Here is a 26,265-nt window from a genome sequence, read left to right as displayed (position 1 = left end):
CATTGCGCCGCCGCGAACAGCGAAGAGATTTGCATGAGCACGATCCGTTGCGACATCGTCAGCGCCGAGCAGGAAATCTTCCGTGGCGAAGCGACCCTGGTCGTGGCCACCGGTGAGCTGGGCGAACTGGGCATCGCGCCCAAGCACGCGCCGCTGATCACCCGCCTGAAGCCGGGCAAGGTGGTAGTGACCACGCCGAACGGCGAGCAGCTGGATTTCGCCATTTCCGGCGGCATCCTGGAAGTGCAGCCGCAGGTGGTGACCGTGCTGGCCGACACCGCGATCCGCGCGCAGGACATCGACGAAGCCTCGGTCCGCAAGGCCAAGGAAGAAGCCGAGCGCATCCTGGCCAACCGCGGCGAAGCGATGGAAGTGGCCGAAGCCCAGCAGAAGCTGGCCGAAGCCGTTGTCCAGCTGCAGGCCCTGGAACGCCTGCGCAAGACCCTCAAGCACTGAGGTTCACGCGCTGCATCCACGAAAACGCCGGCCCTGTGCCGGCGTTTTTGTTTGGGTGGCTGTGTAGAGTCGACCGGGTAGAGTCGACTGTTAGACGACTATCGCGCGCAGCGCGGGATTTTCGCGACCTTACGGAAGAGCAGTCGACTAACAGTCGACTCTACCGTTCCCGATCCCGATCCCGATCCCGATCCCGATCCCGATCCCGTTTCGGTTCCGGCATCCCGAATCCCACCCTGCATCAGCGATACACCACATACCGCATCAACAGGAACGAGACGCAGGCCAGCCCGCCTTCCACCAGTGGCTTGGCCAGCCAGGTGTACTGCAGGCCCAGCGCGTGGTCCACCAGGCTCACCAGCAACGTGCTCGCCACGGTGAGCAGCAGCCATAGTCCGAAGAAGCGTGCAAAGCGCTTCCAGCCCAGTCTCTGTGCGCCCGCCTCGGCAAAGGTGTAGCGGCCGTTGAGCCAGAAGCCCAGCAGCATGCCGGCCAGGCGCCCGGCGACGTTGGCCGGCGCCACTGGCATGCCCAGCGCGGTGGTGACCACGAACACGAGCCAGTCGAGCAGCAGCTGCACGAGCCCGATGACGAGGTAGGCGCTTCCCTGGCGGATGAGGCTCATCGGCATGGCGAAGGGGGAGGGATGCCCATGTTAACGGCGCACGCTCTAGAATCACCGGCAACGAACCACGGACTGCCGTTCCCATGACCCAACCCCTGCACGTCATCATCCTCGCCGCCGGCGCTGGCAAGCGCATGAAGTCGGTGCTGCCGAAGGTGCTGCAGCCGATCGCGGGCCAGCCGATGCTGGCGCACGTGATCGATGCGGCCCGTGAGCTTCAGCCGGCGGCGATCCATGTGGTCCATGGCCACGGCGGCGAAGCCGTGCGCCAGTACTTCGCCGGCCAGCAGGACCTGCAATGGGCTGAACAGGCACAGCAGCTCGGCACCGGCCACGCCGTCGCGCAGGCGATGCCGCAGGTGCCCGATGCTGCACAGGTACTGGTGCTGTACGGCGACGTACCGCTGATCCGTGCGCAGACCCTGCGTGAGCTGCTCGCGCAGCCGGGTCGGCTGGCGGTGCTGGTGGCCGAGGTGGATGACCCGACTGGCTATGGCCGCGTGCTGCGCGATGCCGAGGGCAAGGTGGGTGCGATCGTCGAGCAGAAGGATGCCAGCGACGAGCAGTTGCGCGTGCGCATCATCAACACCGGCATCATCGCCGCGGAATCGACCGCGCTGCGCCGCTGGCTGTCGCAGTTGTCGAACAGCAACGCACAGGGCGAGTACTACCTGACCGACGTGTTCGCGTTCGCCGCGCACGAGTACACCCCGGCCGAGATGGCGCTGGTGGCCGACGCGCAGGAAGCCGAAGGGGCGAACGATCCGTGGCAGCTGTCGCAGCTGGAGCGTGCCTGGCAGCGTCGCGCAGTGCGTGCGCTGTGCGCGCAGGGCGCGCGCGTGCGCGACCCGGCACGGCTGGACATCCGCGGCACCGTCACCGTTGGCAGCGACGTGCTGATCGATGTCGACGTGGTGCTGGAAGGCAACATCGTGCTCGGTGACGGGGTCACCGTCGGTCCGTTCAACCGCCTGAAGGACGTCAACCTCGGCCCGGGCACCGAAGTGCGCGCGCATTGCGATCTGGAAGGCGTGGTCACCGAAGGCGCTGCGCAGATCGGCCCATTCGCCCGCCTGCGCCCGGGCACCGTGCTGGCCGATGGCGTGCACGTCGGCAACTTCGTCGAGACCAAGAAGGTCACGCTGGGTGTGGGCAGCAAGGCCAATCACCTCACCTACCTGGGCGATGCGGTGATCGGCAGCAAGGTGAACATCGGCGCCGGCACCATCACCTGCAACTACGATGGCGTGAACAAGTCGACCACCACCATCGGCGACAACGCGTTCATCGGCTCCAACAGTTCGCTGGTAGCGCCGGTGACCATTGGCGACGGCGCGACCATTGCCGCCGGTTCGGTCATCACCCGCAACGCGCCGGACGGCAAGCTGACACTGGCACGTGCACGACAGGAAACCATCGATGGCTGGAAGCGCCCGCTCAAGAAGTCCTGAGCCCCGCCTTCCTCGCGCCGCTGAACTTGGTGTGCTGCCCGGCATCGAGCAGCGCGCCGGCGAGGTGTTGAAGGGCCATGAGGCCTATCCGGTGTTCGCCGGGCATGGCCTGGACCTGCCGACACTGCAGGACGGCCTTGAGCGCCGGCAGCTGTGGGTGGTGGATGCGGCTGACGGTGGCATCGCCGGGTATCTGCTTGCCGGCGAACTGGCGGGTGAGTTCCACGTTCTGCAGATGGATGTAGATCCTGCGCACGCGCGGCAGGGCCATGGGCGCGCGTTGTTGCGCCATGCATTGGTACAGGCCCGGGCGGAAGGCTATCGCTCGGCTGTGCTGACCACGTTGTCCGACGTGCCGTGGAATGCGGCCTTCTATGCCAGCGAAGGGTTCGTCACCGTGCCGGAGGCGGAGTGGGGTGCCGGACTGCAGTCGGTGATGGCCGAAGAGGCTGCGCTCGGGTTTCCGATGCAGCTGCGCGTGGCGATGCGGAAAATCTGGTAGATGCCGACCTTCGTCGGCACATCCGCGCATGGCGGTGCGTGCTTCTGGTAGTTGCCGACCTTGGTCGGCATATCCACGCATGGCGTGGATCTACTGACTGGCCGATCAGGGGTGGCGACTACCGGTAGCCCCGATCGGCCCGCTCAACCCACCGGCAGCAGGATCGACACGCACAACCCGCCATCGCCGCGATTCTGCAGTGACACGCGTCCGCCGTGCGCTTCCACGATCTCGCGCGTCAGCGCCAGCCCCAGCCCGGTGCCGTTGCGCTTGGTCGAATAGAACGGCATCAGTGCGTTCTGCAGCACCTGCTCGTTCATGCCCTTGCCACGATCCAGCACGTCCAGCCGCAGCCACTGCGGCAGCCGCGTCAGCTGTACCTGCACGTCATCGTTGGGCGGCTCGGCTTCGGCGCAGGCTTCGTGCGCGTTCTTCAGCAGGTTCAACAACGCCTGCCCGAACTGCGCGATGTCGATGCGACTGCTCAGCTCCTCGTCCGGTTCACGCTCCATGCCGAACGGAATCTGCTGGCGCAGGCTGGACAGGAACGGTGCCCAGTGCACGGTCTGCAGCTGTGGCTGTGGCAGCTTGGCAAAGCGCGCGTAGCCGCGGATGAAGCCTTCCAGGTGGCGTGCGCGGTCTTCGATGGTGGTGAAGATCTCCGGCAGCCGGTCGAAGCGCTCGCGCTGCACCAGCACGCCGCCGGAATGGGCGAGCGAAGCGATCGGCGCCAGCGAGTTGTTGAGCTCGTGGCTGATCACCCGGATCACCTTCTTCCAGGTCTGCACTTCCTGGCGGCGCAGTTCGGCGGTCAGCAGCCGCACCAGCAGCAGGTCGTGCGGGCGGCCGTTGAGCTGGAACGCGCGCCGCGAGAGGTGGTAGACCTGCTCATCGTCCTCGTCGCCGTCTTCGCCATCGGCATGTACCGCGAACAAGCTGTCACCGCCACGGGCGATGGCATCGCGCAGTTCCACCGGCACCTGTTCCAGCACGTCTTCCAGGCGCTGGCCTTCCAGCTTCCAGCCGCCGTGCAGCAGCTTGCGCGCCGCCAGGTTGGAGAACACCACGCGGGCGACGCCATCACCGCCGGAGGCGATCAGCAGCATCGCCACCGGCGTGTTCTGCACCATGGTGTCCAGCAGCAGCTCACGTTGCACCAGCCCCTGTCGCTGCGCGCGCAGCACGTCGCCCAGTTCGCGGTGGGCCTGCACCAGGTCGCCCAGCTCGTCGTTCCCCGGCCAGTGCACACCGAAGTTGTATTCGCCATCGCGGTAACTGCTGGTGGTACCGGCCAGGGCACGCATCAGCGAGCGTACCGGCGCCGTCGCACGGCGCAGGGTCCACCACATCAGCGACAGCAGGATCAGCGCCGATACCGTGGTCACCACCCAACCATGGTCCATCCAGTAGGCCAGCAGCCACGGCAGTGCCGCAGCCAGTGCCAGCACCGGGAGCAGGCGCAGGAACAGGCGGAAAGTGAAGGAGCGCCGTTTCATTCGCGTGGAATGCCGTGGCGGTCCATGCGCCGGTAGAGCGCCTGGCGGCTCAGGCCGAGCTCGGCGGCAGCCTGGGCGATGACGCCATGGTTGCGCGCCAGTACATCCTCGATGCGTGCGCGGTCGGGATCATTGCCTGCGCTGGGTGCCGGCCGCGGTGCGACGGCTGCGCGTGGCAGGTTGAGATCGGCCACTTCGATGCGGTTGCCGGTGGCCAGCAGTTCGGCACGCTGGATCACGTTGCGCAGTTCGCGCACGTTGCCGGGCCACGGGTGCCGCTGCAGTGCTGCGGTGGCGGCGCTGGACAGCGGCTTGCCGGCGGCCAGGAATCGTTCGGCCAGCGGCACGATGTCGCCCGGTCGTTCGGCCAGCGGCGGCAGCACCAGTTCCACCGTATTGAGGCGGTAGTAGAGGTCTTCGCGGAAGGTACCGTCGCGGATCATCGCCGGCAGGTCGGCATTGGTCGCGCTGACCACGCGGACCTTGACCTGGCGTTCGCGGTTGGAGCCCAGGCGCTCGAAGCGGCCGGTTTCCAGCACGCGCAGCAGCTTCATCTGCCCGCCCAGCGACAGGTTGCCGATCTCATCCAGGAAGAGGGTGCCACCATCGGCGGCTTCGAACTTGCCTTCGCGTGCCTTGTTGGCGCCGGTATACGCACCGGCTTCGGCACCGAACAGCTCGGCTTCGATCAGTTCCGAGGGCAGCGCGCCGCAGTTGACCGCCACGAACGGACCCTTGGCCACCAGCGAATTGGCCTGGATGATCTGCGCGATCTTTTCCTTGCCGGCGCCGTTGGGGCCGGTGATCAGCACCGGCAGTTCCGAGCGTGCGACCTGGCAGGCCAGGGTGACCACACGCTCGCTGGCCGGATCGGCGACTACCGCACCGCACAGGTCGTACTTCGCTTCCAGCGCATTGCGCTGGCGCAGTTCACGCGTGCGCCGGCGGTCCAGCTCGCGGCGCGCCTCGGACAGTTCCAGCAGGTTGTTGACCGTGGTCAGCAGCTTGCGATCGTCCCACGGCTTGGCCAGGTAGTCGGCGGCACCGGCCTTGACCAGGTCCACGGCGCTGCTCAGATGGGTCCACGCCGTGAGCAGGATCACCGGCAGGTCCGGATGGCGCGCGCGGATCTGCGCGAACAGCGCCTCGCCCTCTTCACCGGAGGTGGTGTCCTCGCTGAAATTCATGTCCTGGATGACCAGGTCGACCGGCTGTGATTCGAGCAGCGCCAGCCCGTCGGCGGGCGTCTGCGCCTGCAGGGTATCGATGTCATGCAGGGAGAACAGCACGTCCAGCGCGGTACCCACGCTGGCGTTGTCGTCGATGATCAGGATCGCAGGCATCAAGCGGTTCTGCAGAAAGGGATGGGCGGCGCCGATGGAGCCGTTCGTGTCCACGCACCGGGAGAGCCCGGCGCCACCCATCAAGCATAGCCAAACCTGTGGCCGTGCAGGAGCGGATGATGCTCAGCGCCCGGGTGGGGCCGGCGGAGGTGGTGGCGCGGGTGGTGGCGGGACATCCAGTGCCTGTCGCCATGCGGCGGCGTTGACCGCCACCGTCAGTTCGCGTCTGTCGCGGCGCAGCAACAGATAGGCAGTGGCTGTGCTGGAATGGCGCAAGGCCACGGCAAGGTGCTCGACCCGGCGCACCGCCGTGTCGTCCACGCGGAGGATGCGATCCCCGCTGCGTACGCCGAAGCGTGCTTCCGGGCTGGCGGCTTCCACATGCACCTGGCCTTCGGTCGAGCGCAGCGACAACCGCGCTCCATCCTGGCGCCATTCCAGCGTCTGTGCGCTGCCACCACCGGCCAGCGCCGGCAGTGGCAGGAGCAGCATCAGGCACATCGCGCAGGCACGCATCTCACGCGCCCCGCGTGGCGACCGCAGGCGGTACCGCCGCCGCACGCCGTGCCGGACCGAACACCGCGATCTGGCCCAGCACCCACAGCAGCAGTGCGCCCAGGGGCAGGTAGTACAGCGGCATGCGCGGCAGCTCGTACAGGTTCATCAGGGCCAGGTTGATCGCGTAGGCAGCCAGCATGCCCAGCACGATGCCCAGCGTGGCCAGCAGGAAGTTCTCGGTCTGGAAGTAGCGCAGGATCTGCCCGCGGGTCGCGCCCAGCGCACGGCGGATGCCGATCTGCTTGCTGCGCTGCTGCACCCAGAAGCTGGCCAGGCCGATGATGCCCAGCGCGGTGACCACCAGCAGCGAGATGCTGACGGTGATCAGCAGGCCGACCATCGCGCGGTCGTTCTTGAAGAAGTCCTTGCGCTGGTCTTCATAGGTCAGCTTGTCGCGCATCAGCCGGTTCGGGTCGTTGCGTTCCAGCGCGGCGGCACCGGCGTCGAGCACTTCCTGGCGGCGTTCGGGCGAGGTGCGCAGGATGTAGGTGCCACCGTCGTCGAAGGTGCGGCGGATCGGCAGCAGCATCGAGTTGGTCCAGTTGTCACTCCAGCCATTGGGTGTGCTGAGGACATCGACGATGCCGACCACGTGCAGCGACTGCTTGCCCATGTAGTAGGTCTTGCCCAGGGCGCTGCCGTTGGGCTCCATCTTGGCGGCGGTGGCCTGGGTGAGGATGACCGGGATGGCCTTTTCCTTGGCGCCGCCCTTGCTGACGTCTTCGAAGTTCTGGTACTCGTCAGGCAGAAAATCGCGGCCGGCGATCAGGTTGATGCCCATCGTGGCCAGCCCGTTCTCCGACAGGGTGTACATCGAGGCGTTGGTGGTCGGCCGTTCCTGGTCGATCACGCGCGAGATGCTGCTGCTGGAGGAGCCGTTGCGGAAGGGGATCTGGTTGATGATGGTGACGTTGCTGACGCCGGGGATCGCGCGCAGCGATGCCAGGTCCTCGCGGGTGCGGGCCATGGCGTCGGTCTGCTTGCCGATGCCGCTGACGCGCAGCATTGCCAGTTCGCTCTCGGCGATGCCGCTGGGCATGCTGATCTTTTCCACGCGCTGGCTGACCAGGAACAGCGCGTTGCAGACGATGGCGCAGGTCAGTGCGACTTCCAGCACGATCAGGGCGGCAGCGGTCTTGTGCCGGCGCAGCGTGCTGAGGATGGGGCGGATGTCCATGGGAGTCCTCGTTCGGGTGCTTACTGCGACTTGAGCTGGATGGCCGGGGTGACCTGCATGGCGCGCCAGGCGGGCAGGAAACCGGCGGCGAGGCTGGCAAACAGGGTCAGGCCCAGTGCGAGCAGCAGCATGTTGCCGTCCAGGTGGGCCAGCTTGGCGTACTCCACCGGTTGCTGGCGTACCGCGAACAGGCCGAGCAGGGCCAGGCCGATGCCGAGCACGCCACCGACCACGCCGACCGCGCCGGCTTCCACCAGGCACTGCAGGAAGATCTGGCCGCGGCTGGCACCGAGTGCACGGCGCACGCCAATCTCACCGCTGCGGCGCAGGAACTTGGCCAGCAGCAGGCCTACCGTGTTGACCAGGCAGACACCGAGGAAGCCCAGCGCCAGCCACAGCTGCAGGCGCACGTCGCTGGGGACTGCACCATTGAAGTCCAGCCATTCCATCACGGTGCGCAGGCGCACGTTCGGCGGATGCTTGAAGCGGCCGGCCTCGCGCTGCTGGGTCGAATAGTTCTCCAGGTAGCGGCGGTAGTCGCCGGCCTTGGCCGGGTCCATTTCCACCCAGTACTGCAGCCACGCGCACGGTGCATTGAGCGAGTAGCTGTTGCCGTCGGGGTTTTCGCCGAAGCAGTTCATGTTGCCGTTGTTGCCGAGCTTCAGGTCGAACGAGGTGGAGATCGGCAGCAGCAGGTCTTCGTTCTTGCCGTAGCTGCCGGTGGTCAGGTCGTAGAAGTGCGGCTCCGGGCTCCATTCCTTCATCACGCCGACGATGCGGTAACTCTGGCCTTCCATGCGCAGGTCGCGGCCCACGCTGTTGGCACCCTGGTACAGCTTGTCGTTGAGCGCCTTGGAGATGACCACTACGCGTGCGCGGCCTTCATCGTCCTCGCGCGTCCAGGGGCGGCCGTACTGCATGGGCACCTCGAACATCGGGAAGAAGTCGGCCGAGGTCCAGCGGGTGTCGATGCTGAAGGGCTTGAGGGTGCTGTTGTCCGGTTCGATGGTGCCGCCGCCGCCGCTCATCAGTGCCTGGCGTTCACCCTTGGCTTCGCGCAGCAGCGCTTCACCGTCGAAGCGGGTCAGCTGGGTTTCCGGTTCTTCGCCGGCGACATAGGCGCCGGTCGCGGCGTCGAGCTGCACGTAGAACAGGCGGTCGCTCTTGCCGGGAATCGGGTCGCCGGACAATACGTGGAACACGGTCAACGTGGTCATCGAGGCGCCGATGCCGAGCGCGATGGCAACCACCATCAGCGCGGTCAGGACCTTGTTGCGGCGGAAGCTGCGCGCCGCCAATCGGGCGTAGTAGGCGAACATGGTCGGGCCCTCACTCGTTGACGGCGACGATGTGGCGCACCGGCGTGGCCAGCACCGGCTCACGCACCAGGTCGGTCACCTGGCCGTCGACGATGTGCACGTTGCGCTGCGCGCGTGCGGCCAGTTCCGGGTCGTGGGTGACCATCACGATGGTGGTGCCGGCGGCATTGATCTCTTCCAGCAGTTCCATCACGCCACGGGCCATCTGCGTATCCAGGTTGCCGGTCGGTTCGTCGGCCAGCAGCAGGCGCGGGCTGCCGGCCAGGGCACGTGCGATCGCCGCGCGCTGCTGCTGGCCGCCGGACAGCTCGTTCGGGTAGTGCTTCATGCGCGAGCCGAGGCCGACCTGGGTCAGCGCCTTCTCGATGCGTTCGCGGCGCTCGTTGGCGCTCATCCTGCGATAGCGCAGCGGCACGTCGACGTTGTCGAACAGGTTGAGGTCCGGGATCAGGTTGAAGCCCTGGAAGATGAAGCCGATCTTCTGGTTGCGCAGGCGGCTGCGCGCATCATCGCCCAGCGTGCTCACGTCCTGGCCGTCCAGCATGTAGGTGCCGCTGGTGAAGGTTTCCAGCAGGCCGGCGATGTTGAGGAAGGTGGTCTTGCCGGAACCGGACGGGCCGGTGACGGCGACGAACTCGCCTTCCTTGACCTGCAGTTCCAGCGAGCGCAGTGCGTGGGTTTCCACCTGTTCGGTGCGGAAGACCTTGGCGACCGAGCGCATTTCGAGCATGTACATGGGGTGTCCTCTCTCCAGGATTCAGGTATCAGGTATCAGTTGACGGAGACGCGCTCGGCGTCCTTGAACAGGTCGCTGCCGGAGACCACGATGCGGTCGCCCGGTTGCACACCCGACTTGATTTCCACTTCGCCCAGGCTGCTGACGCCCAGTTCCACCGGACGACGCACGGCGGTGCGGCCATCCATCACGTAGGCCATGCCATTGCCCTGTTCGACGAACGGGCCGCGCTCGACCTTCAGCACGTTCCTGCGGGTATCGAGCAGCACCCGCACCGACATCCGCTGGCTCTGGCGCAGGCCTTCCGGCTGCGCGCTGGCAAAGCGCACGCGTGCGTTGACCTCGCCGTTGACCACTTCCGGCGACACCGCGCTGATCTCACCCGGGAACGGCCGGCCGTTGCCACCGGTCAGCTGTGCCGGCATGCCGATCGCCAGGTCGCGGGCGAAGCTTTCCGGCACCTTGATCTCGACTTCGAACTTGGACAGGTCGACCACGCCCAGCACCGGGGCGTTGGCGGCCAGGTTGGTGGACTGCACCGCCTGCACCTGGCCGACCTGGCCATCGAACGGGGCACGCAGCGTCAGCGCGTCGACCTGGCGCTGCACTTCGGCCACCACCGCCTTCTGGCGATCGGCCAGCAGGCGCTTGTTGCGGGCATCCAGGTCGGCGCCCTGGCTCTGCAGGCGTGCATCGGTGGTGGCGTTGGCCAGGGTGATGTCGGCCTTCTTCAACGAGTCCTTGGCCTTGGCCAGGTCTATCTGCGGCACCGCACCGCCGTCGTAGCCGCGCTGGTAGCGCTGCAGGTCGCGGTCGGCGGCCTGCCGTTCGATGGTGGCCTGGTCGGTTTCCTTGCGCGACTTGGCGCGGGCCAGGGTGGCGTCCAGCGCGGCACGGCTGGCCTCGGCTTCCAGGCCGGCCAGGGTGGCCTGTTCCTGGGCCAGCTTGCTGCGCAGTTCGGGGCTGTCGATGATCGCCAGCTCCTGCCCCTTCTTCACCACATCGCCGGCGACTACCTTCAGGTCCACGGTGCCGGCGGAGATGGCATACAGGATCGGGCTGTTGGCGGCGATCACGCGGCCGTCGGCGGCGATGTCACGGACCAGATCGCCACGCTTCACTTCGGCGATGCGCACGCGGCTGCTGTCGAAGGAGCGGCTGGCGTTGGACCAGGCGTGCACGGCCCAGCCGATGCCGGCGAGCAGGGCGATCGTGCCCAGCGCCGGCCAACGGTAACGGAGCCAGTTGGCGCGCGGAGCGCTGGCCGGGGTGGAGGAAACGATCTGGTCCTGGGCGGAAGTGTCGCGGATCATCGGGTGCGTGCCTGACGGTGGTAGCCAGTACCAAGCACGTAGCGTGCCAACTTTATTTCCTTTTCCATCAATGAGTTGGGTGGGCGTCTGAAGTGTCCGGGTGTCCGCGGACACCTTTCCGGACACTTTCATTAAGCGGACAGGAGGGGGAAGCCGGACACGCAGGCTAGAATGCGACGATCGTCTTCAAGGAAACGCGTGACATGTGTGGAATCGTGGGTGCGATCGCTGATCGCGACGTAGTGCCGGTGCTGATCGAGGGTCTGAAGCGCCTTGAGTACCGTGGTTACGATTCCTCGGGTATCGCGGTGATCGACCATGCCGAGCGGTCGGAGGTGCGTCGCGTGCGTCGTACCGGCCGAGTGTCGGAAATGGCCACGGCGGCCGAGGCCGAGGGCTTCAACGCGGTGCTCGGCATCGGTCATACCCGCTGGGCCACCCACGGTGGTGTCACCGAGGCCAATGCGCATCCGCACATCAGCCAGGGCGTGGCGCTGGTGCACAACGGCATCATCGAGAACCACGAAGAGCAGCGCGAGAAGCTGCGCGCGATGGGCTACACCTTCGAGTCGCAGACCGATACCGAAGTCATCGCACACCTGATCCACCACCACCTGAAGGATGGCGACGACCTGCTGGTGGCGCTGCAGCACACGGTGAAGGAACTGACCGGCGCCTACGCGCTGGCCGTGGTCAGCCGCGCCGAGCCGGAGCGCTTCGTCTGCGCGCGCATGGGCTGCCCGCTGCTGATCGGCCTGGGCGAAGGCGAGAACTTCGTCGCCTCCGACGTCTCGGCGGTGATCTCGGCCACCCGCAAGGTGATCTTCCTGGAAGAGGGCGACACCGCCGAAATCCGCCGCGACGGCGTGCGCATCTTCGACGAGCACGACCAGCCGGTCGAGCGCGACGTGCATCTGTCCGACGTGTCGCTGGCATCGCTGGAGCTGGGCCCGTACCGCCACTTCATGCAGAAGGAAATCCACGAGCAGCCGCGCGCGCTGGGCGACACAATCGAGGCGGCGATCGATGCCGGTGGTTTCCCGGCCGAGCTGTTCGGCAAGAACGCCGAAGCCGTGTTGTCGGGCATCGAGGGCGTGCAGATCATCGCCTGCGGTACCAGCTACTACGCCGGCCTGACTGCACGCTACTGGGTCGAGGCCATCGCCGGCCTGCCGTGCAGCGTGGAGATCGCCAGCGAGTACCGCTACCGTGCCGCGTATGCCAACCCGAAGCACCTGATCGTCACCATTTCCCAGTCCGGCGAAACGCTGGATACGATGGAAGCGCTGAAGTACGCCAAGTCGCTGGGCCACAAGCACACGCTGTCGATCTGCAACGTGCCGGAAAGTGCGATTCCGCGGGCCAGCGAACTGGTCTGCTACACCCGTGCCGGTGCCGAGATCGGCGTCGCTTCGACCAAGGCCTTCACCACCCAGCTGGCGGCACTGTTCCAGCTGACCGTGGTGCTGGGCAAGCTGCATGGCCGCATCGACGCGGCACAGGAAGCGGACTACCTGGAGCAGCTGCGCTTCCTGCCGGGCAGCGTGCAGCACGCGTTGAACATGGAGCCGCAGATCGCTGCGTGGGCCGAGCGTTTCGCGCGCAAGAGCAGCGCGCTGTTCCTGGGCCGCGGCCTGCACTACCCGATCGCGCTGGAAGGCGCGCTCAAGCTCAAGGAAATCTCCTACATCCACGCCGAGGCCTACCCGGCGGGCGAGTTGAAGCATGGCCCGCTGGCGCTGGTGGACGAGGACATGCCGGTGGTGGTGATCGCGCCGAACGACAGCCTGCTGGAAAAGGTGAAGTCGAACATGCAGGAAGTGCGCGCCCGTGGTGGCGAGCTGTTCGTGTTCGCCGACCAGGACAGCAACTTCAACGAGTCCGAAGGCGTGCACGTGATTCGTACACCGCGCCATGCCGGCGTGCTCAGCCCGATCGTGCACACCATTCCGGTGCAGTTGCTGGCGTACCACACCGCGCTGGCGCGTGGCACCGACGTGGACAAGCCGCGCAACCTGGCCAAGAGCGTGACAGTGGAGTAACACCCGTCGGCTCGGTTGGATGCTGCAAGCGAAGGGGGCCCCAGTGGCCCCCTTTCGTTTGTGCCGGAGTCCGTGCGAAGTGGGACAGCCTCAGGGTGTTCTGTCCGCCGTCGGCAGCCATCAATCAATCTTTAACACGCGGCATCGCGTGTATTCAGCGGCGGTTTCAGCCGCGATGCCATTCTCTGGATCGTCGGTTGGTTCCCACGACGAACTGTCCCATCGATGCCGGTAGTGACCGATGGTCGCAGTCGTAGAATCAAGTTGACCGAGGTCCAAGGTGAGCGGTTGAACCCACCTCGTTCGCGTTGCAGCACGATGCCTGCCGATCCATCTCCCAAGGCCGGCGTGTGCGCCAGACGTGCGCTGAAAGGTCTGTTCCCGGGGAGGGGGCGTATCGGAAGAGCACACTTTTTTGACTTCAGTGACCTGCACCAGGAAACAAGAATGAACGTCCGCGAACTCCTGCAATCCAAGAAAGAAGCTGTCATCACCATCGACGCCGAAGACACCATCGGTGCCGCCGCCCACAAGATGAGCGCGAACAAGATCGCTGCGCTGGTGGTGATGAAGGACGATGCCCCGGTCGGCATCATTTCCGAAAAGGACATCGTGCGCACCTTGGCCGACGACGGCCCGCAGGCCGGCCGCCGGGTGATTTCCAGCCTGCCGTCCACCGGCCTGGAAGGCATCGCCCCGGAGGCCACCCTGAAGCAGGCCATGTCGTTGATGACGTACTCGCGGCGCCGTCATCTGATGGTCACCGAAGGCACCCGCCTGGTCGGCATCCTCAGCCTGGGCGACATCGTGAAGAACCTGCTGGGCGAGCTGGAGCTGGAAAAGGCCGTGCTGCAGGACATCTACATGGCCGCCCACTGAGGGCCACACCGTCGGAAGCAGAGAAGCCGGGCATTGCCCGGCTTCTTCGTTCACGGCATCGGTGAAATCAGAAAGTGACCTTCACCGAGTCGGCGCTGTAGTTGGCCGGGCCGTGGTAGACCACTTCAATGTTGTTGCCATCGGGATCGAGCACGAACGCGCCGTAGTAGCCCGGGTGGTAGGGGCGTTCGCCGGGCGCGCCGTTGTCGGTACCGCCGGCGGCAATGGCGGCGCTGTGGAAGGCATCGACAGTGGTGGTGTCGCGGGCCTGGAATGCCAGGTGGTGGCGGCCGGTCAGCTGGCCAGCGGCGGCCTCGCTGCTGGCGCTGGAAATGAACAGCTCGTCGGCCCAGAAGTAGTCATCGCCTTCACCGGCCACCGGGATGCCGATGGTGTCGAACACCGCCTGGTAGAAGCGGCGGCTGGCGGCCAGGTCGCGCACCACCAGCTGGATGTGGTCGATCAGGCGGCCACGGTGAAGTTCCATCGTTTCCATACGAACCTCGCAAAAAAGGGGACGGAGTCGGTAGCGCCGGGCCGTGCCCGGCGAGCGCGCAGCGCGGCCTGCTCAAGGCCGCCGGGCATGGCCTGGCGCTACCGGAATTGTGCCCCTTTCCGGGTCAGGCGTTGGCGATGATCTCGACCCAGTAGCCGTCCGGGTCCTTGATGAAGGCCAGGTTCTTCATGCGGCCGTCGGTCAGGCGCTTCTGGAAGGTCACGCCGAGGTCCTCGAAGCGCTGGCAGGCGGCCTCGATGTCCGGCACCGACACGCAGATGTGGCCGAAGCCGCGCGGGTCGCTGTTGCCGTCGTGGTAGACCGCGCCGTCCTGGTTCTCGGTGCCGTGGTTGTGGGTCAGTTCCAGCACGCCCGGCAGGCCGGCCATCCACAGGCGGCGGGCGTTGTCATCTTCCGGCACCGTGACGCCAGCGGGCACGTAGGCCAGGAAATACAGGCTGAACTGGGCCTCCGGGAAGTCGCGCTTGTCGATCAGCTGGTAGCCGAGCACGCGGGTGTAGAAGTCCAGCGAGGCGGTAATGTCCTTCACCCGCAGCATGGTGTGGTTGAACACGAAGCCGGTGGTTTCGGCCGGGGCCTGGGCGGCGACGCCGGGAACATCGCGCAGGGCGGTAATGGTCATGGGGGAGGTCCTTCAGACAGGGCCGTTGCCGGCCGGATGGGGCCATTCTACCGGCCAGCACCTGACGGCACTGCGACGTACAATGGCCGGATCGCACCGTTCCGTCCTGACAACGATTGCCCGCCATGTCGCAGCGTGAATGGGTGGCCGCCGCCATCCGCAAGATCGAAGCCGATTTCAACCGTTCCGCCGATACCCACCTGATCCCGTTGGCGCTGCCAGGGTTCGAGGGCATCGACCTGTACCTGAAGGATGAATCGAGCCATCCCACCGGCAGCCTGAAGCACCGGCTTGCGCGCTCGCTGTTCCTGTATGCGTTGACCAATGGCTGGTTGCGCGAAGGGCGCCCGGTGATCGAAGCATCCAGCGGCTCGACCGCTGTCTCCGAAGCCTATTTCGCGCGGCTGCTCGGCCTGCCGTTCATTGCGGTGATCCCGGCCACGACCTCGCCGGAGAAGATCGCGGCGATCGAGTTCCACGGGGGCCGCTGCCATCTGGTCGAGCGTGCCTGCGATCTCAACTGCGATTCGGAAAAGCTGGCCCGCGAGACCGGCGGCCATTTCATGGACCAGTTCACCTACGCCGAACGCGCGACCGACTGGCGCGCCAACAACAACATCGCCGAATCCATCTTCAAGCAGATGGCCGAAGAACCGAGCCCGGTTCCGGAATGGATCGTATGCAGCCCCGGCACCGGCGGTACCGCCGCCACGCTGGGCCGTTATGTCAGCTACCGCCGGCATGACACCCGCATCCTGTGCGCGGACCCGGAAGTGTCGGTGTTCTTCGATGGCTACAAAGCAGCCGTGGCCGGTGAACAGGATTGGCGCGGCCTGACCTGCAGCGGTGGCTCGCGCGTGGAAGGCATCGGCCGGCCGCGGGTGGAGCCGAGCTTCATCCCGACCAGTGTCGATGCGATGGTGAAGGTGCCCGATGCACTGAGCCTGGCCGCGATGCGCCATGTCAGCCGCCAGCTGGGGCGCCGCGTTGGTGGCTCCACCGGCACCAACTTCATCGGTGTGCTGCAGGCCGCGCAGTGGATGCGCGAGGCGGGCCACCAGGGCAGCATCGTCAGCATCCTGTGCGACAGCGGCGAGCGCTACGCGCAGAGCTATTACGACCCGTCGTGGTACGCGCGGCAGGGCATCGATGTCGACGGCGCCGATGCGCAACTGGCGGCCGCGGTGGCCGGGCAGGGGCTGCCGGCGTTGCCGTGGTGCAGCCTGGAAGCGCTGTAGGACGGTCGACGTTGTCGCCGGGCATGGCCCGGCGCTACCGATCATGCCGGGCGGGTAGCGCCGGGCCGTGCCCGGCGAGCGCAGCGGTGTGCTACATCCAGATCAATACCCCGCCGCGGTGAACGCATCCAGAACTGCATCGCGCAGCGCATCGGGCAGCGCCTCGATGTCCATCGCGCGGTCATCCAGGTGCAGGCCGGGATCGAGGGTACTGGCGCGGCCCTGGGCCAGTGCCTGCAGCCACAGCAGTACGCAGATCACGAACTCGCGCTCATGGCCCAGCCGCAACTGGCTGGCGCCGCGTTCGATCACTTCGAACGGGTACCACTCCTGGGCATCGTTGAACGTGCCACCCTGCTGCAGCACCGTCTGCAATTGCTGCAGGTGGCGCGGGGCGTCGTCGCCGGCATCGCACAGCGCGGCGATCCAGGTCAGTTCGGCCGTACTGGCGGACAGCGCCAGCGACCGTGCCGGTGAGGCGGATGCAACTGCAGCCAGACCTTCCATGTGGGGCCTCGTTCGATACGTACCGCTGCGGACTCCCCCGCAGCCAGAGCTTCGAGCCGTGACCGTAAGGCCGACGTGAATATCGGGCCGCGCCCCCTTGTCAGCCTCGCCTGGCAGCGCCATATCTAACGGGCTGCCCGCCTGCCGGGCCCGTACCCTGGAGACCTGCCGTGACCGTTGCCAACCCCCTGCTCGATTTTTCCGGCCTGCCGCGTTTCGAGGCGATCCGCCCGGAGCACGTGGCGCCGGCGCTGGATGTGCTGCTGGCCGAGGCGGAAGCCGCTGTCTGCGCCGCCGAGCAGGTGCAGCCGGTCACCTGGCAGACCTTCGTGGCCCCGCTGGACGATGCCACCGAGCGCCTGTGGCGCGCCTGGGGCCTGGTCGGCCACCTGCAGGGCGTGGTCAACACGCCGGAACTGCGTGAGGCCTACAACAGCAACCTGCCGCGGGTGACCCGCTTTGCCAGTGCACTGGGCCAGAACCTGGCGCTGTATCGCCAGTACCAGGCCCTGGCCGGCAGCCCCGAGGCGGCGACCTTCGATGAGGCGCAGCGCAAGGTGCTGGACAACACCCTGCGCGATTTCCGCCTGGGCGGTGCCGAACTGGCGCCCGAGGCCCAGCAGCGCTTCGCTGCGATCAAGGAAGAACTGTCGGCGCTGTCGGCGAAGTTTTCGCAGAACGTGCTGGATGCCACCGACGCGTGGTCGTTGATCATCGAGGATGAGGCACGCCTGGCTGGCGTGCCGGACGACGTGAAGGCGGCCGCGCATGCAGCAGCGGAAAAAGACGGCAACAAGGGCTGGAAGCTGACCCTGCAGATGCCGTGTTACCTGCCGGTGCAGACCTGGGGCGAGGACCGTGACCTTCGCGAGATCCTGTATCGCGCCAGTGCGCAGCGCGCATCCGAATTCGGCGACGATGCGCTGGACAACGGCGGCAATATCGACCGCATCCTCGCCCTGCGCGCAGAGCTGGCCAAGCTGCTCGGCTTCGGTTCGTACGGCGAGTATTCGGTGGCGACCAAGATGGCGCAGGACCCGGCCGAAGTACTCGGCTTCCTGCGTGACCTCGCCGCGCGCGCCAAACCGTTCGCGGCCAAGGACCGCGCCGAGCTGGAGCAGTTCGCGCGCGAGCAGCTGGGCATCGAGCCGTTGCAGGCGTGGGACCTGGCCTTCGCTGCCGATCGCCTGAAGCAGGCGCGCTACAGCTATTCCGAGCAGGAAGTGAAGCAGTACTTCACCGAACCGAAGGTGCTGGGCGGCCTGTTCTCGGTGATCGAGCAGCTGTACGGCCTGCGTGTGCAGGAGGACCGCGCGCCGGTGTGGCACGAGGACGTGCGCTTCTTCCGCCTGGTCGATGCGCAGGGCGCGCTGGTCGGCCAGTTCTATCTGGATCTGTATGCACGCGAAGGCAAGCGCGGTGGTGCGTGGATGGATGATTGCCGCAACCGCCGCGTGCGCGCCGATGGCAGCGTGCAGACGCCGCTGGTCTACCTGGTATGCAACTTCGGCCGGGGTGCCAATGGCAAGCCGGCCACCTTCAGCCACAATGAAGTGACCACCCTGTTCCATGAAATGGGCCATGGCCTGCACCAGCTGCTCACCCGCATCGGTGAACTGGGCGTAGCCGGTATCAATGGCGTGGAATGGGATGCAGTGGAACTGCCCAGCCAGTTCATGGAGAACTTCTGCTGGGAATGGGAGCACCTGCAGGGCATGACCGCGCACGTGGACAGTGGCGAGCCACTGCCGCGTGAGCTGTACGAGCGCATGCTGGCCGCGCGCAACTTCCACAGCGGCATGGCCACTGTGCGCCAGCTGGAGTTCGGCCTGTTCGACATGCTGCTGCACAGCCAGTTCGAACCGGCGCAGGACAGCGTGCTGGCGCTGCTCGACCGCGTGCGCGCGGAAGTGGCGGTGAACCATCCGCCGGTCTGGAACCGCTTCCCGCACCAGTTCAGCCATATCTTCGCCGGTGGCTATGCGGCGGGCTATTACAGCTACAAGTGGGCCGAGGTGCTGAGCGCCGATGCCTACGCCGCGTTCGAAGAAGCGCCGCAGGCGCTGGCGGAAACCGGTGCACGCTTCCGCGATGAGATCCTGTCGCGGGGTGGCAGCCGCCCGGCGGCGGAGAACTTCAAGGCCTTCCGCGGCCGCGCACCCCAGATCGACGCGCTGCTGCGCCATTCGGGCATGGCCTGACCGCTGTGGTGGGTGCCAACCTTGGTTGGCACATCACCGCCATCCACGCATGGCGTGGATCTACCGATGATATTCAGTAGATCCACGCCATGCGTGGATGAGGCGGGTCATTCGGCGTAGATCATCTTCCGGGTCATGCCGCCGTCGACGACGAAGTCCTGGCCGGTGGTGAAGCCGGACAGCGACGACAGCAGGTACACCGCCAGCGCGCCGATGTCCTCGGGCTGGCCGACCCGGCCGACCGGGTGCTGGGCGTGGTCGGTGGCCGAGTAGTCGGGCGGGTGGCGGCGTGAGGGCGCCTGCCAGGCCGTGGTACCGATCCAGCCGGGGCTGATGCTGTTCACCCGCACCGCGGGGCCGGCGCTGATCGCCAGCGCATGGGTGAAGGCGACCAACCCACCCTTGGCGGCCGCATAGGCCTCACTGTGCGCCTCCGACTGCCATGCGCGGGTCGAAGCGATGTTGATGATCGCGCCCGCGCTACTGGCCGACAGCGCGGGCAGCGCATGCTTGCTGCACAGGAACGCACCATGCAGCGACGACAGGCGGCGTTGCCACTCGTCCCAGTCCATGTCCTGCAGCAGCGTGCCGTGCGGCCCGGCGATGCCGGCATTGTTGACCAGCCCGTCGATACGGCCGAAGCGACGCAGCGCTTCGGCGATGAACGCGCGCACGCTGGCTTCGTCGGTGATGTCCAGGTGCTGGAACGCAGCGTCATCGCCGCGCTGCCATTCGTCCAGGCAGGCCTGCCCGGCCTCCATGTCCAGGTCGCCGATCAGTACGCGGCCACCGGCACCGAGCACGGCCTGGGCGATGCCGCGGCCGATGCCGTTGGCCCCCCCGGTGATCAGCACCACCTTGCCCGACAGCGGCGCGGCCGGCCATGCGGCAATCGGCGGAACGCGGCTCATGACAGGTCGTCGCCACGCAGGCGGCGATGCCAGCCGTCCACGCCGATGCGGTCCAGGGTCTGGATGTTGCGCTCGACGATCACGTCCGGGTCCGGATAGACGTCCACCGCGCGCGCCACGCTGTCCTCGCGCAGCAGGTGCAGGGTGGGGAAGGGCGCACGGTTGGTGTAGTTGCTGGCGTCGTCGGCAGCCACGCCCTCGAACTGGTAATCCGGATGGAAGCTGGCCACCTGCAGGATGCCCTGCAGGTCCAGTGCCTCGATCGCCGCATCGGCGTTGTCGAGGAAGTCGTTGTAGTCGAGGAAGTCGGTCAGCACCTGCGGATGCACGATCAGCGTGGTATCGATCTGCTCGGCCGGCGTATCGCGTAGCAGCACCAGCTCCTCGGCCAGCTGTTCGACCAGCGCTTCGGGGGTGGTCGCATCGCTGAGCACGAAACGGACCTGGTCCTTCACGTACACCGCCTTCGCGAACGGGCACAGGTTCAGGCCGATGACGATGCGCTCCAGCCACAGGCGGGTGGCGGCGATCGGGTCATCGGTGGGCAGGTGGGTGTCGGTCATGGCGGGCACGTCGGCTGGCGGGGCGGACATTGTAGGCAGTGCGCCGCCGCCGCGCTGTTCACTGTGCAGGAACTGGACAGTCGCCATGCTGGAAATTCCCGCCGATTCAAGCCCTTGCGGGCGACCGCTGGATGGCCGATTGCCTGCCGCGGACGGCGGGCGTGGAATGGACGCACGACACAGGAGGACACCCATGACTGCATCTTCCCCGTGGCTGCCGGATGCCCTTTGGGCCGGCGCCTTCTTCGATGGCCACTGGCAGGCGGCTGCGCAACGGCAGCCGGTGATCGAGCCGGCCACCGGCAACACCCTCGGCGAGATCGGCCTGGCCGACCCGGCGCAGGTGGCACGCTCGGCGGCAGCCGCTGCCCAGGCGCAACAGGCTTGGGCGTCAGCGCCTTACGAGCAGCGCGCTGAGGTTATGCGCAAAGCGGCACGCCTGGCCGAAGAGAACATCGACACCCTGGTCGAGTGGCTGGTGCGCGAAAGCGGCTCCACTCGCCTGAAGGCCGGCTTTGAGGCCAAGGTCACCATCAAGGCGTTGCACGAAGCCGCGGCGCTGCCTTCGCGCAGCACCGGCGAGATCCTGCCTTCCGAGCCGGGCCGTCTGAACCTGGCACGGCGCCGGCCACTGGGCGTGGTCGGGGTCATCTCGCCCTTCAACTTCCCGCTGTACCTGGCCATGCGCGCGGTGGCGCCGGCGATCGCGCTGGGCAACGCCGTGGTGCTGAAGCCGGATCCGCGCACGGCGGTGTGTGGCGGCGCGGTGATCGCACGCTTGTTCGAGCAGGCCGGGCTGCCGGCAGGAGTGCTGCACATGCTGCCCGGTGATGGCGCGGCAGGTGCCGCGCTGACCAGCGATCCGCACGTGGCGATGATCCAGTTCACCGGCTCCACCGCGGCCGGGCGCAAGGTCGGCGAAGCGGCGGGCAAGCACCTGAAGAAGGTGTCGCTGGAGCTGGGTGGCAAGAACTCGCTGATCATCCTCGACGATGCCGACCTCGACCTGGCGGTGGCCAACACCGCGTGGGGCGTCTACCTGCATCAGGGACAGATCTGCATGGCGACCGGCCGCGTGCTGGTGCATCGGAAGATCCATGATGCCTTCCTGCAGAAGCTGGTGGCCAAGGCCAATTCGTTGAAGGTGGGAGATCCGGCACGCGAAGAGGTGGCCATCGGCCCGCTGATCAATGCTGGCCAGCGTGACCACGCCGCGCGCGTGGTCGAGCAGGCGCTGCAGGCCGGTGCCTCGCTGGAGGCAGGCGGTACCCATCGCGATCTGTTCTTCGCGCCGACCGTGCTTGGCAACGTCTCTGCCGACAATCCGGCGTTCAACGAAGAGATTTTCGCACCGGTGGCGGTGGTGGTGCCGTTCGACGATGACGACGAGGCCGTGCGCCTGGCCAACGGCAGCGAGTACGGCCTGTCGATGGCCATCGTCTCCAGCAATGTCGGGCGCGCGCTGAAGCTCGGTGAGCGCCTGCGCACCGGCCTGCTGCATATCAACGACCAGACCGTGAACGACGAAGTGATCAATCCCTTCGGCGGCGTCGGTGCATCCGGCAACGGCACCAGTATCGGCGGCCCCGCCAACGGGGAAGAGTTCACCCAATGGCAGTGGTTGACCGTCAAGGGCGAAGCGCCCACCTACCCGATCTGATCGAAGGAGCATTGCGATGAGCAGCAACACGACAACACGCGAGATCACTGCCGCCGTGGTCCGCGGCAAGGAACAGCCCTTCGTCATCGAGCAGGCGCGGCTGCGCGGCCCGCAGGATGACGAGGTGCTGGTGAAGGTAGTGGCCACCGGCCTGTGCCACACCGATCTGATCGTGCGTGATCAGTACTACCCGGTGCCGTTGCCTGCGGTACTCGGCCACGAAGGCGCCGGCATCGTCGAAGCGGTTGGCCCCAACGTGCGCGACCTCAAGGTGGGCGACCACGTGGTACTGACCTATGGCGCCTGTGGCCACTGCAACCCGTGCCGCGGCGGTCATGGTGCCTACTGCAAGGACTTCTTCGCGCTGAACTTCGGTGGCGATGATGGCCACGGCCATACCGCGATCACCGATGCGCAGGGCCAGCCGCTGCACGACCATTTCTTCGCGCAGTCTTCGTTTGCCACCTTCGCCATCGCGCGCGAGATCAACGCGATCAAGGTGCCCGACGACGCGCCGCTGGAACTGCTGGGCCCGCTGGGCTGCGGCATCCAGACCGGTGCCGGTGCAGTGCTCAATTCGCTGCAGGTGCGTTCGGGCAGCAGCTTCGCCAGCTACGGCGCCGGCGCGGTCGGCCTGAGTGCGGTGATGGCGGCCAAGGTGGCCGGCGCCACCACCATCATCGCCATCGACGTGGTGCCGTCGCGGCTGGAGCTGGCGCTGGAACTGGGTGCCACCCACGTGGTCAACAGCCGCGAGGCCGATGTGGTCGAGGCCGTGCGCGCGATCACTGGCGGTGGTGCTGATTTCGCACTGGAATCGACCGGTCGCCCGGAGGTGCTGTCGGCCGGTGTCGAGGCACTGGGTGGCTTGGGGATGATGGGCGTGGTCGGCGCACCGAAGCTGGGCACCACCGCCAGTTTCGATGTGAACAACCTGCTGCTCGGTGGCCGCAGCATCCGCGGCATCGTGGAAGGCGACAGCGTGCCGCAGGTGTTCATTCCGCAGCTGGTCACGCTGTTCCAGCAGGGCCGCTTCCCGTTCGACAAGCTGGTGAAGTTCTACCCGCTGGAGCAGATCAACCAGGCGGCCGAGGACAGCACGAAGGGCATCACCCTGAAGCCGATCCTGCGCATCGCGGCGTAACGGGCATCGGTAGTGCCGGCCGCTGGCCGGCAAGCCTTGTGCGATGGGGTCGGATCCGCTTTCCAAAGGAAAACGGATCCGACCCCGTGTTTGAACCGCCGTCGGAAACGTTCCGTTGCCCAGACGTAACGTGGTGTTGCCGCTGGCGGGTGTAGGCTGCATCCATGATGGCCACGACAGTCGGGCAACAGCAGTTGGTGGCGGCACGCGCCGCCTTCGTCGAGGGCGATGCGCGTTCATTGGGCGTGTTGCCGCTGCCGCTGCAGCAGTCATGGCTGCGTTCGCGCGCGGCGGGCCTGCTGCCCGGGCAGGAGCCGGACTACCGTCCGCTGCTGGGTGATGGCCGGCATCTTTCCGATCCCGGCGACCGTCGGCTCGCGCGCTGCGTGCGGCCGGAGCTGGAACAGCTGTGGGCTGCCTTTGGCGGGCGCGGCTGGACGATGTTCTGTGCCAACCGTGAGGGCATGGTGATCGCGCAGCAGGCCCATGGCCTGGAAGATGCACCGCTGCTGCGTCCGATCCAGGTTGGGCGGAGGCTGGGCGAGGGCGAGATCGGCACCACGGCACCGGCGGTCAGCCTGGCCGACGACCTGCCTGCGCTGGTACGGGGCAATGAACACTACCTGCAGCGCTTCGCCCCGGTGTTCTGCCTCAGCGAGCCACTGCACGATCTCGATGGGCAGGTATGCGGGGTGATCGATATCACCGGCCTGGGTGAGCGCGATCCCTCGTTGCTGCAGGGCTATTTCCGGCAGGCCGCGCTGGCCAGCGAGAACCGGCTGTTCCACGCGCTTGCCGACGTACACCTGCTGGCGCTGCAGCACGATCCGCGCTGGCTGGCGTCACCATTGCAGGGGCTGCTGGCGGTGCAGGAGGATGGCCAGCTGCGCGCGGCCAACCGTGTTGCGCGGCGCCTGCTGGGCCTGCCGCGTCGGGGACCGTTGCCGTTGTTGAACCTGGAAAGCGTGTTTGCCGGCGCCAGTGCCGCGCAGCGGCGGCGCCTGCTGCAACCCGGGGCGCCGCATCGGGTGCGGGTGGGCGAGGGCAGTGCGGTTTACCTGCAGCACCTGCAGGCGCCGCGCAGGGTCGCTGGCCGCAGCGCGCAACGGCCTTCAGCGGCGACGGTGGATGCACCGCTGCTGCGTGATCAGCAGCGTGAAGCGGCGCGCCGTGCGGCGCAGGCGGCGGACGGCAATCTGAGCCTGGCCGCTCGCCAGCTGGGTATCTCGCGCACCACGCTGTACAAGCTGCTGCGCGGTTGAGGCTGCAGTCCGCCGGGCATGGCCCGGCGCTACCGCTGCGGCCCGCTTAGCGCCGGGCCATGCCCGGCGGGCAGATCAGTCGCGGAAATTGTTGAACTGCAGCGGCAGCTCGAACTTGCCGGCCTTGAGCACGGCGATGGCGTCCTGCAGGTCATCGCGCTTCTTGCCCTGCACGCGCAGCTTGTCGCCGTTGATCTGGCTTTCCACCTTCAGCTTGGCATCCTTCAGGGCCGCCGCGATCTTCTTGGCGATCTTCTGCTCGATGCCCTGCTTGACGGTGATCTTCTGCCGGGCCTGGGCCAGGTTGGTCTCGATGTCGCCGAACTCCAGGCTGAGCACATCAATGCCGCGTGCGGCCAGGCGTGCACGCAGGATGTCATTCATCTGCTTGAGCTGGAATTCGGTTGGCGCGAACTGGTTGATGACATCGCCGTCGCGCTCGAACTTTGCGTCCACGCCCTTGAAGTCGAAGCGGGTGGCCAGTTCGCGGTTGGCCTGGTCGATGGCGTTGGTCAGCTCGTGGGTGTCGACTTCGGACACGACGTCGAAGGAAGGCATGGGCGGTGCTCCGCAGGTTTCAGTGGCGGCCATTCTATCGCGAGGGCCCGCTTACCCGCCCTCTGTAGAGCCGAGCCCACGCTCGGCTGCTCTTCACAACGCAGCCGAGCGTGGGCTCGGCTCTACAGAAGGCGACGACCGGGCGATAATGGGCCATGAACGTGCAACGCTCCCCTTCGCGTGCGGTGGCCTGGATGGTCGCTGCGGTCGCCTGTTTCTCGCTGATGGACGCTGGCATGAAGCAGTTGTCGGCCAGCTATCCCACCCTGGAAGTGACCTTCCTGCGCGGCGCGGCCTCGTTGCCGTTCGTGCTGGTCTGGGTGCTGGTCAGTGCCGGCCCGCGCTCGCTGGTGCCGCGGCGCTGGGGCCTGCACCTGCTGCGCGGCGCGCTGGGCATGGCAATGATCGGCTGCTTCGTGTTCGCCCTGCGCGACCTGCCGCTGTCCACCGCCTACACCATCTACTTCGTTGCTCCGCTGTTGATCGCTGCACTCTCGGTGCCGCTGCTCGGTGAACGGGTGGGGCCGCGGCGCTGGGTAGCCATCGGCATCGGCCTGGTCGGCGTGCTGGTGGTGCTGCGGCCGGGCGTGGATGGCTTCATCTCGGTGCCGGGGCTGATGGTGCTTGCCGCGGCCACCGCCTATGCCGTGGCTGCGATCACGGTCAGCCTGCTGACCCGCACCGATACTTCGCAGTCGATGGTGGTCTGGTTCCTGGTGATCATGGCGATCGGCGCGGGCCTGCTGGCCCTTCCTGGCTGGGTACCGCTGCAGCTGGCGCACGCGCCGCTGATCGCCGGCATGGGCCTGGCCGGGGCACTGGGCCAGATCGCCCTGACCAAGGCCTTCCAGCTGGGCGAGGCGTCGATGATCGCGCCGTTGGAGTACAGCGGCCTGGTCTGGGTGATCGGTTGGGACCTGGCCTTCTGGGGCCAGCTGCCGGACGGCTATACCTGGGTGGGTGCGGCGATCATCGTGGCTTCGGGGCTGTACCTGCTGCACCGCGAGCGGGTGAACCGGCAGGAACCGCCGAAGCCGCTGGATCATCCCTGAGCTGGGTCGGCCGGGGCTCTGACCTCGGCTCAATCACCGTCACGGGCGCCTTAGAACCAAAAGGAATAACATTCTGGCCCATGGCGCGGGCGCGCGAGCGCCGGCGCTGGTAGGCTGCACGCCCCCTTCCGTC

Annotated in this window: 25 protein-coding genes; 11 read left to right on the top strand and 14 right to left on the bottom strand. The window is 66.9% G+C overall.

The annotated features are described in order from the left end of the window. Nucleotides 1-33 precede the first annotated feature (33 nt). Nucleotides 34-456: a F0F1 ATP synthase subunit epsilon gene (locus QP552_RS18130; protein WP_005411127.1), complete on the top strand. Its 423-nt coding sequence runs from the start codon at nucleotides 34-36 to the stop codon at nucleotides 454-456. A 241-nt stretch (nucleotides 457-697) separates the two neighbouring features. Here QP552_RS18130 and QP552_RS18125 read toward each other — a convergent pair whose 3' ends face one another. After that, the gene (locus tag QP552_RS18125) at nucleotides 698-1,081 is read right to left on the bottom strand and encodes a GtrA family protein (RefSeq protein WP_106550951.1); all 384 of its coding nucleotides are present in this window, start codon (nucleotides 1,079-1,081) and stop codon (nucleotides 698-700) included. 83 nt (nucleotides 1,082-1,164) lie between these two features. On the opposite strand from QP552_RS18125, the gene glmU reads away from it, so the two are divergent. Beyond that, nucleotides 1,165-2,532, top strand: coding sequence for a bifunctional UDP-N-acetylglucosamine diphosphorylase/glucosamine-1-phosphate N-acetyltransferase GlmU (gene glmU / locus QP552_RS18120; protein WP_106550950.1), 1,368 nt, complete (start codon nucleotides 1,165-1,167; stop codon nucleotides 2,530-2,532). Beyond that, on the top strand, nucleotides 2,501-3,034 hold the full coding sequence (locus tag QP552_RS18115; RefSeq protein WP_286074237.1) for a GNAT family N-acetyltransferase: 534 nt from the start codon (nucleotides 2,501-2,503) through the stop codon (nucleotides 3,032-3,034). Before glmU ends, QP552_RS18115 begins: the two co-directional genes overlap by 32 nt. A 143-nt stretch (nucleotides 3,035-3,177) precedes the next feature. Here QP552_RS18115 and QP552_RS18110 read toward each other — a convergent pair whose 3' ends face one another. The 7 genes from QP552_RS18110 to QP552_RS18080 form a co-directional block, all read right to left on the bottom strand. Beyond that, nucleotides 3,178-4,530, bottom strand: coding sequence for an ATP-binding protein (locus QP552_RS18110; protein ID WP_099554693.1), 1,353 nt, complete (start codon nucleotides 4,528-4,530; stop codon nucleotides 3,178-3,180). After that, the gene (locus tag QP552_RS18105; RefSeq protein ID WP_286074234.1) at nucleotides 4,527-5,873 is read right to left on the bottom strand and encodes a sigma-54 dependent transcriptional regulator; all 1,347 of its coding nucleotides are present in this window, start codon (nucleotides 5,871-5,873) and stop codon (nucleotides 4,527-4,529) included. The genes QP552_RS18110 and QP552_RS18105 overlap by 4 nt, the downstream gene beginning before the upstream one ends. A 123-nt stretch (nucleotides 5,874-5,996) precedes the next feature. Further along, a complete protein-coding gene (locus QP552_RS18100) occupies nucleotides 5,997-6,374 on the bottom strand; it encodes a PDZ domain-containing protein (protein WP_181358241.1) in 378 nt (125 codons plus the stop codon). A 16-nt stretch (nucleotides 6,375-6,390) separates the two neighbouring features. Further along, a complete protein-coding gene (locus QP552_RS18095; RefSeq protein WP_106550947.1) occupies nucleotides 6,391-7,608 on the bottom strand; it encodes an FtsX-like permease family protein in 1,218 nt (405 codons plus the stop codon). 20 nt (nucleotides 7,609-7,628) lie between these two features. Further along, on the bottom strand, nucleotides 7,629-8,927 hold the full coding sequence (locus tag QP552_RS18090; RefSeq protein ID WP_005414537.1) for an ABC transporter permease: 1,299 nt from the start codon (nucleotides 8,925-8,927) through the stop codon (nucleotides 7,629-7,631). 10 nt (nucleotides 8,928-8,937) lie between these two features. Next, nucleotides 8,938-9,663 carry an ABC transporter ATP-binding protein gene (locus QP552_RS18085; RefSeq protein WP_111113587.1) on the bottom strand — a complete coding sequence of 242 codons (726 nt, stop codon included), beginning with the start codon at nucleotides 9,661-9,663 and terminating at the stop codon, nucleotides 8,938-8,940. A 35-nt stretch (nucleotides 9,664-9,698) separates the two neighbouring features. Beyond that, on the bottom strand, nucleotides 9,699-10,976 hold the full coding sequence (locus tag QP552_RS18080) for an efflux RND transporter periplasmic adaptor subunit (RefSeq protein WP_286074233.1): 1,278 nt from the start codon (nucleotides 10,974-10,976) through the stop codon (nucleotides 9,699-9,701). Nucleotides 10,977-11,179: 203 nt separating this feature from the next. Here QP552_RS18080 and glmS point away from each other — a divergent pair, with 203 nt between their 5' ends. Next, a complete protein-coding gene (gene glmS, locus QP552_RS18075) occupies nucleotides 11,180-13,018 on the top strand; it encodes a glutamine--fructose-6-phosphate transaminase (isomerizing) (RefSeq protein WP_111113589.1) in 1,839 nt (612 codons plus the stop codon). Between the two features lie 447 nt (nucleotides 13,019-13,465). Continuing rightward, nucleotides 13,466-13,897, top strand: coding sequence for a CBS domain-containing protein (locus QP552_RS18070; RefSeq protein ID WP_010481344.1), 432 nt, complete (start codon nucleotides 13,466-13,468; stop codon nucleotides 13,895-13,897). A gap of 67 nt (nucleotides 13,898-13,964) precedes the next feature. Here QP552_RS18070 and QP552_RS18065 read toward each other — a convergent pair whose 3' ends face one another. Together QP552_RS18065 and gloA are read right to left on the bottom strand one after the other, a co-directional pair. Further along, nucleotides 13,965-14,393, bottom strand: coding sequence for a VOC family protein (locus tag QP552_RS18065; protein ID WP_111113590.1), 429 nt, complete (start codon nucleotides 14,391-14,393; stop codon nucleotides 13,965-13,967). Between the two features lie 124 nt (nucleotides 14,394-14,517). Beyond that, nucleotides 14,518-15,036 (bottom strand): lactoylglutathione lyase, encoded by a 519-nt coding sequence (gloA, locus tag QP552_RS18060; RefSeq protein ID WP_111113591.1) that lies wholly within the window; start codon nucleotides 15,034-15,036, stop codon nucleotides 14,518-14,520. Between the two features lie 125 nt (nucleotides 15,037-15,161). Between gloA and QP552_RS18055 the strand changes: the two genes are divergently transcribed. Next, a complete protein-coding gene (locus QP552_RS18055) occupies nucleotides 15,162-16,274 on the top strand; it encodes a PLP-dependent cysteine synthase family protein (protein WP_111113592.1) in 1,113 nt (370 codons plus the stop codon). A 102-nt stretch (nucleotides 16,275-16,376) separates the two neighbouring features. Here the strand turns inward: QP552_RS18055 and QP552_RS18050 are convergent, their stop codons facing one another. After that, nucleotides 16,377-16,781, bottom strand: a complete 405-nt coding sequence (locus tag QP552_RS18050) for a hypothetical protein (RefSeq protein WP_106550942.1) — start codon at nucleotides 16,779-16,781, stop codon at nucleotides 16,377-16,379. Nucleotides 16,782-16,951: 170 nt separating this feature from the next. Here QP552_RS18050 and QP552_RS18045 point away from each other — a divergent pair, with 170 nt between their 5' ends. Beyond that, nucleotides 16,952-18,982, top strand: a complete 2,031-nt coding sequence (locus tag QP552_RS18045) for a M3 family metallopeptidase (RefSeq protein ID WP_286074231.1) — start codon at nucleotides 16,952-16,954, stop codon at nucleotides 18,980-18,982. A 107-nt stretch (nucleotides 18,983-19,089) separates the two neighbouring features. Here the strand turns inward: QP552_RS18045 and QP552_RS18040 are convergent, their stop codons facing one another. Continuing rightward, nucleotides 19,090-19,893: an SDR family oxidoreductase gene (locus tag QP552_RS18040; RefSeq protein WP_111113594.1), complete on the bottom strand. Its 804-nt coding sequence runs from the start codon at nucleotides 19,891-19,893 to the stop codon at nucleotides 19,090-19,092. Continuing rightward, the gene (locus tag QP552_RS18035) at nucleotides 19,890-20,456 is read right to left on the bottom strand and encodes a DUF1415 domain-containing protein (protein WP_049429265.1); all 567 of its coding nucleotides are present in this window, start codon (nucleotides 20,454-20,456) and stop codon (nucleotides 19,890-19,892) included. Before QP552_RS18035 ends, QP552_RS18040 begins: the two co-directional genes overlap by 4 nt. Before the next feature lie 193 nt (nucleotides 20,457-20,649). Between QP552_RS18035 and QP552_RS18030 the strand changes: the two genes are divergently transcribed. The 3 genes from QP552_RS18030 to QP552_RS18020 all read left to right on the top strand — a co-directional run bounded on the left by QP552_RS18030 (nucleotide 20,650) and on the right by QP552_RS18020 (nucleotide 24,522). Further along, a complete protein-coding gene (locus QP552_RS18030) occupies nucleotides 20,650-22,116 on the top strand; it encodes a benzaldehyde dehydrogenase (RefSeq protein WP_286074229.1) in 1,467 nt (488 codons plus the stop codon). Nucleotides 22,117-22,132: 16 nt separating this feature from the next. Further along, on the top strand, nucleotides 22,133-23,260 hold the full coding sequence (locus QP552_RS18025; RefSeq protein ID WP_111113596.1) for an NAD(P)-dependent alcohol dehydrogenase: 1,128 nt from the start codon (nucleotides 22,133-22,135) through the stop codon (nucleotides 23,258-23,260). 167 nt (nucleotides 23,261-23,427) lie between these two features. Beyond that, complete coding sequence (locus QP552_RS18020; protein WP_258393959.1) at nucleotides 23,428-24,522, top strand: helix-turn-helix domain-containing protein; 1,095 nt, start codon at nucleotides 23,428-23,430, stop codon at nucleotides 24,520-24,522. Nucleotides 24,523-24,597: 75 nt separating this feature from the next. Here the strand turns inward: QP552_RS18020 and QP552_RS18015 are convergent, their stop codons facing one another. Beyond that, a complete protein-coding gene (locus QP552_RS18015; protein WP_005411107.1) occupies nucleotides 24,598-25,080 on the bottom strand; it encodes a YajQ family cyclic di-GMP-binding protein in 483 nt (160 codons plus the stop codon). A gap of 155 nt (nucleotides 25,081-25,235) precedes the next feature. On the opposite strand from QP552_RS18015, the gene QP552_RS18010 reads away from it, so the two are divergent. Continuing rightward, nucleotides 25,236-26,132, top strand: coding sequence for a DMT family transporter (locus QP552_RS18010; protein ID WP_008268196.1), 897 nt, complete (start codon nucleotides 25,236-25,238; stop codon nucleotides 26,130-26,132). The last annotated feature ends 133 nt before the right edge of the window (nucleotides 26,133-26,265 follow it).

Source organism: Stenotrophomonas sp. 59 (genome assembly GCF_030291095.1).
GTDB classification, from domain to species: Bacteria; Pseudomonadota; Gammaproteobacteria; order Xanthomonadales; family Xanthomonadaceae; genus Stenotrophomonas; species Stenotrophomonas maltophilia_Q.
The sequence above is the reverse complement of the archived record's forward strand: the minus strand, read 5'-3'. Positions and strand labels throughout refer to the sequence as shown.

Excerpts from the sequence above, each read along its gene's own strand:
- QP552_RS18095 (WP_106550947.1), bottom strand. The coding sequence starts at position 7,608 with ATGGACATCCGCCCCATCCTCAGCACGCTGCGCCGGCACAAGACCGCT.
- glmS (WP_111113589.1), top strand. The coding sequence starts at position 11,180 with ATGTGTGGAATCGTGGGTGCGATCGCTGATCGCGACGTAGTGCCGGTG.
- QP552_RS18090 (WP_005414537.1), bottom strand. The coding sequence starts at position 8,927 with ATGTTCGCCTACTACGCCCGATTGGCGGCGCGCAGCTTCCGCCGCAAC.
- QP552_RS18080 (WP_286074233.1), bottom strand. The coding sequence starts at position 10,976 with ATGATCCGCGACACTTCCGCCCAGGACCAGATCGTTTCCTCCACCCCG.
- QP552_RS18130 (WP_005411127.1), top strand. The coding sequence starts at position 34 with ATGAGCACGATCCGTTGCGACATCGTCAGCGCCGAGCAGGAAATCTTC.
- QP552_RS18105 (WP_286074234.1), bottom strand. The coding sequence starts at position 5,873 with ATGCCTGCGATCCTGATCATCGACGACAACGCCAGCGTGGGTACCGCG.
- QP552_RS18070 (WP_010481344.1), top strand. The coding sequence starts at position 13,466 with ATGAACGTCCGCGAACTCCTGCAATCCAAGAAAGAAGCTGTCATCACC.
- QP552_RS18010 (WP_008268196.1), top strand. The coding sequence starts at position 25,236 with ATGAACGTGCAACGCTCCCCTTCGCGTGCGGTGGCCTGGATGGTCGCT.
- glmU (WP_106550950.1), top strand. The coding sequence starts at position 1,165 with ATGACCCAACCCCTGCACGTCATCATCCTCGCCGCCGGCGCTGGCAAG.
- QP552_RS18030 (WP_286074229.1), top strand. The coding sequence starts at position 20,650 with ATGACTGCATCTTCCCCGTGGCTGCCGGATGCCCTTTGGGCCGGCGCC.
- QP552_RS18020 (WP_258393959.1), top strand. The coding sequence starts at position 23,428 with ATGGCCACGACAGTCGGGCAACAGCAGTTGGTGGCGGCACGCGCCGCC.
- QP552_RS18040 (WP_111113594.1), bottom strand. The coding sequence starts at position 19,893 with ATGAGCCGCGTTCCGCCGATTGCCGCATGGCCGGCCGCGCCGCTGTCG.
- QP552_RS18055 (WP_111113592.1), top strand. The coding sequence starts at position 15,162 with ATGTCGCAGCGTGAATGGGTGGCCGCCGCCATCCGCAAGATCGAAGCC.
- QP552_RS18065 (WP_111113590.1), bottom strand. The coding sequence starts at position 14,393 with ATGGAAACGATGGAACTTCACCGTGGCCGCCTGATCGACCACATCCAG.
- QP552_RS18025 (WP_111113596.1), top strand. The coding sequence starts at position 22,133 with ATGAGCAGCAACACGACAACACGCGAGATCACTGCCGCCGTGGTCCGC.
- QP552_RS18085 (WP_111113587.1), bottom strand. The coding sequence starts at position 9,663 with ATGTACATGCTCGAAATGCGCTCGGTCGCCAAGGTCTTCCGCACCGAA.
- QP552_RS18115 (WP_286074237.1), top strand. The coding sequence starts at position 2,501 with ATGGCTGGAAGCGCCCGCTCAAGAAGTCCTGAGCCCCGCCTTCCTCGC.
- QP552_RS18050 (WP_106550942.1), bottom strand. The coding sequence starts at position 16,781 with ATGGAAGGTCTGGCTGCAGTTGCATCCGCCTCACCGGCACGGTCGCTG.
- QP552_RS18125 (WP_106550951.1), bottom strand. The coding sequence starts at position 1,081 with ATGAGCCTCATCCGCCAGGGAAGCGCCTACCTCGTCATCGGGCTCGTG.
- gloA (WP_111113591.1), bottom strand. The coding sequence starts at position 15,036 with ATGACCATTACCGCCCTGCGCGATGTTCCCGGCGTCGCCGCCCAGGCC.
- QP552_RS18035 (WP_049429265.1), bottom strand. The coding sequence starts at position 20,456 with ATGACCGACACCCACCTGCCCACCGATGACCCGATCGCCGCCACCCGC.
- QP552_RS18110 (WP_099554693.1), bottom strand. The coding sequence starts at position 4,530 with ATGAAACGGCGCTCCTTCACTTTCCGCCTGTTCCTGCGCCTGCTCCCG.
- QP552_RS18100 (WP_181358241.1), bottom strand. The coding sequence starts at position 6,374 with ATGTGCCTGATGCTGCTCCTGCCACTGCCGGCGCTGGCCGGTGGTGGC.
- QP552_RS18015 (WP_005411107.1), bottom strand. The coding sequence starts at position 25,080 with ATGCCTTCCTTCGACGTCGTGTCCGAAGTCGACACCCACGAGCTGACC.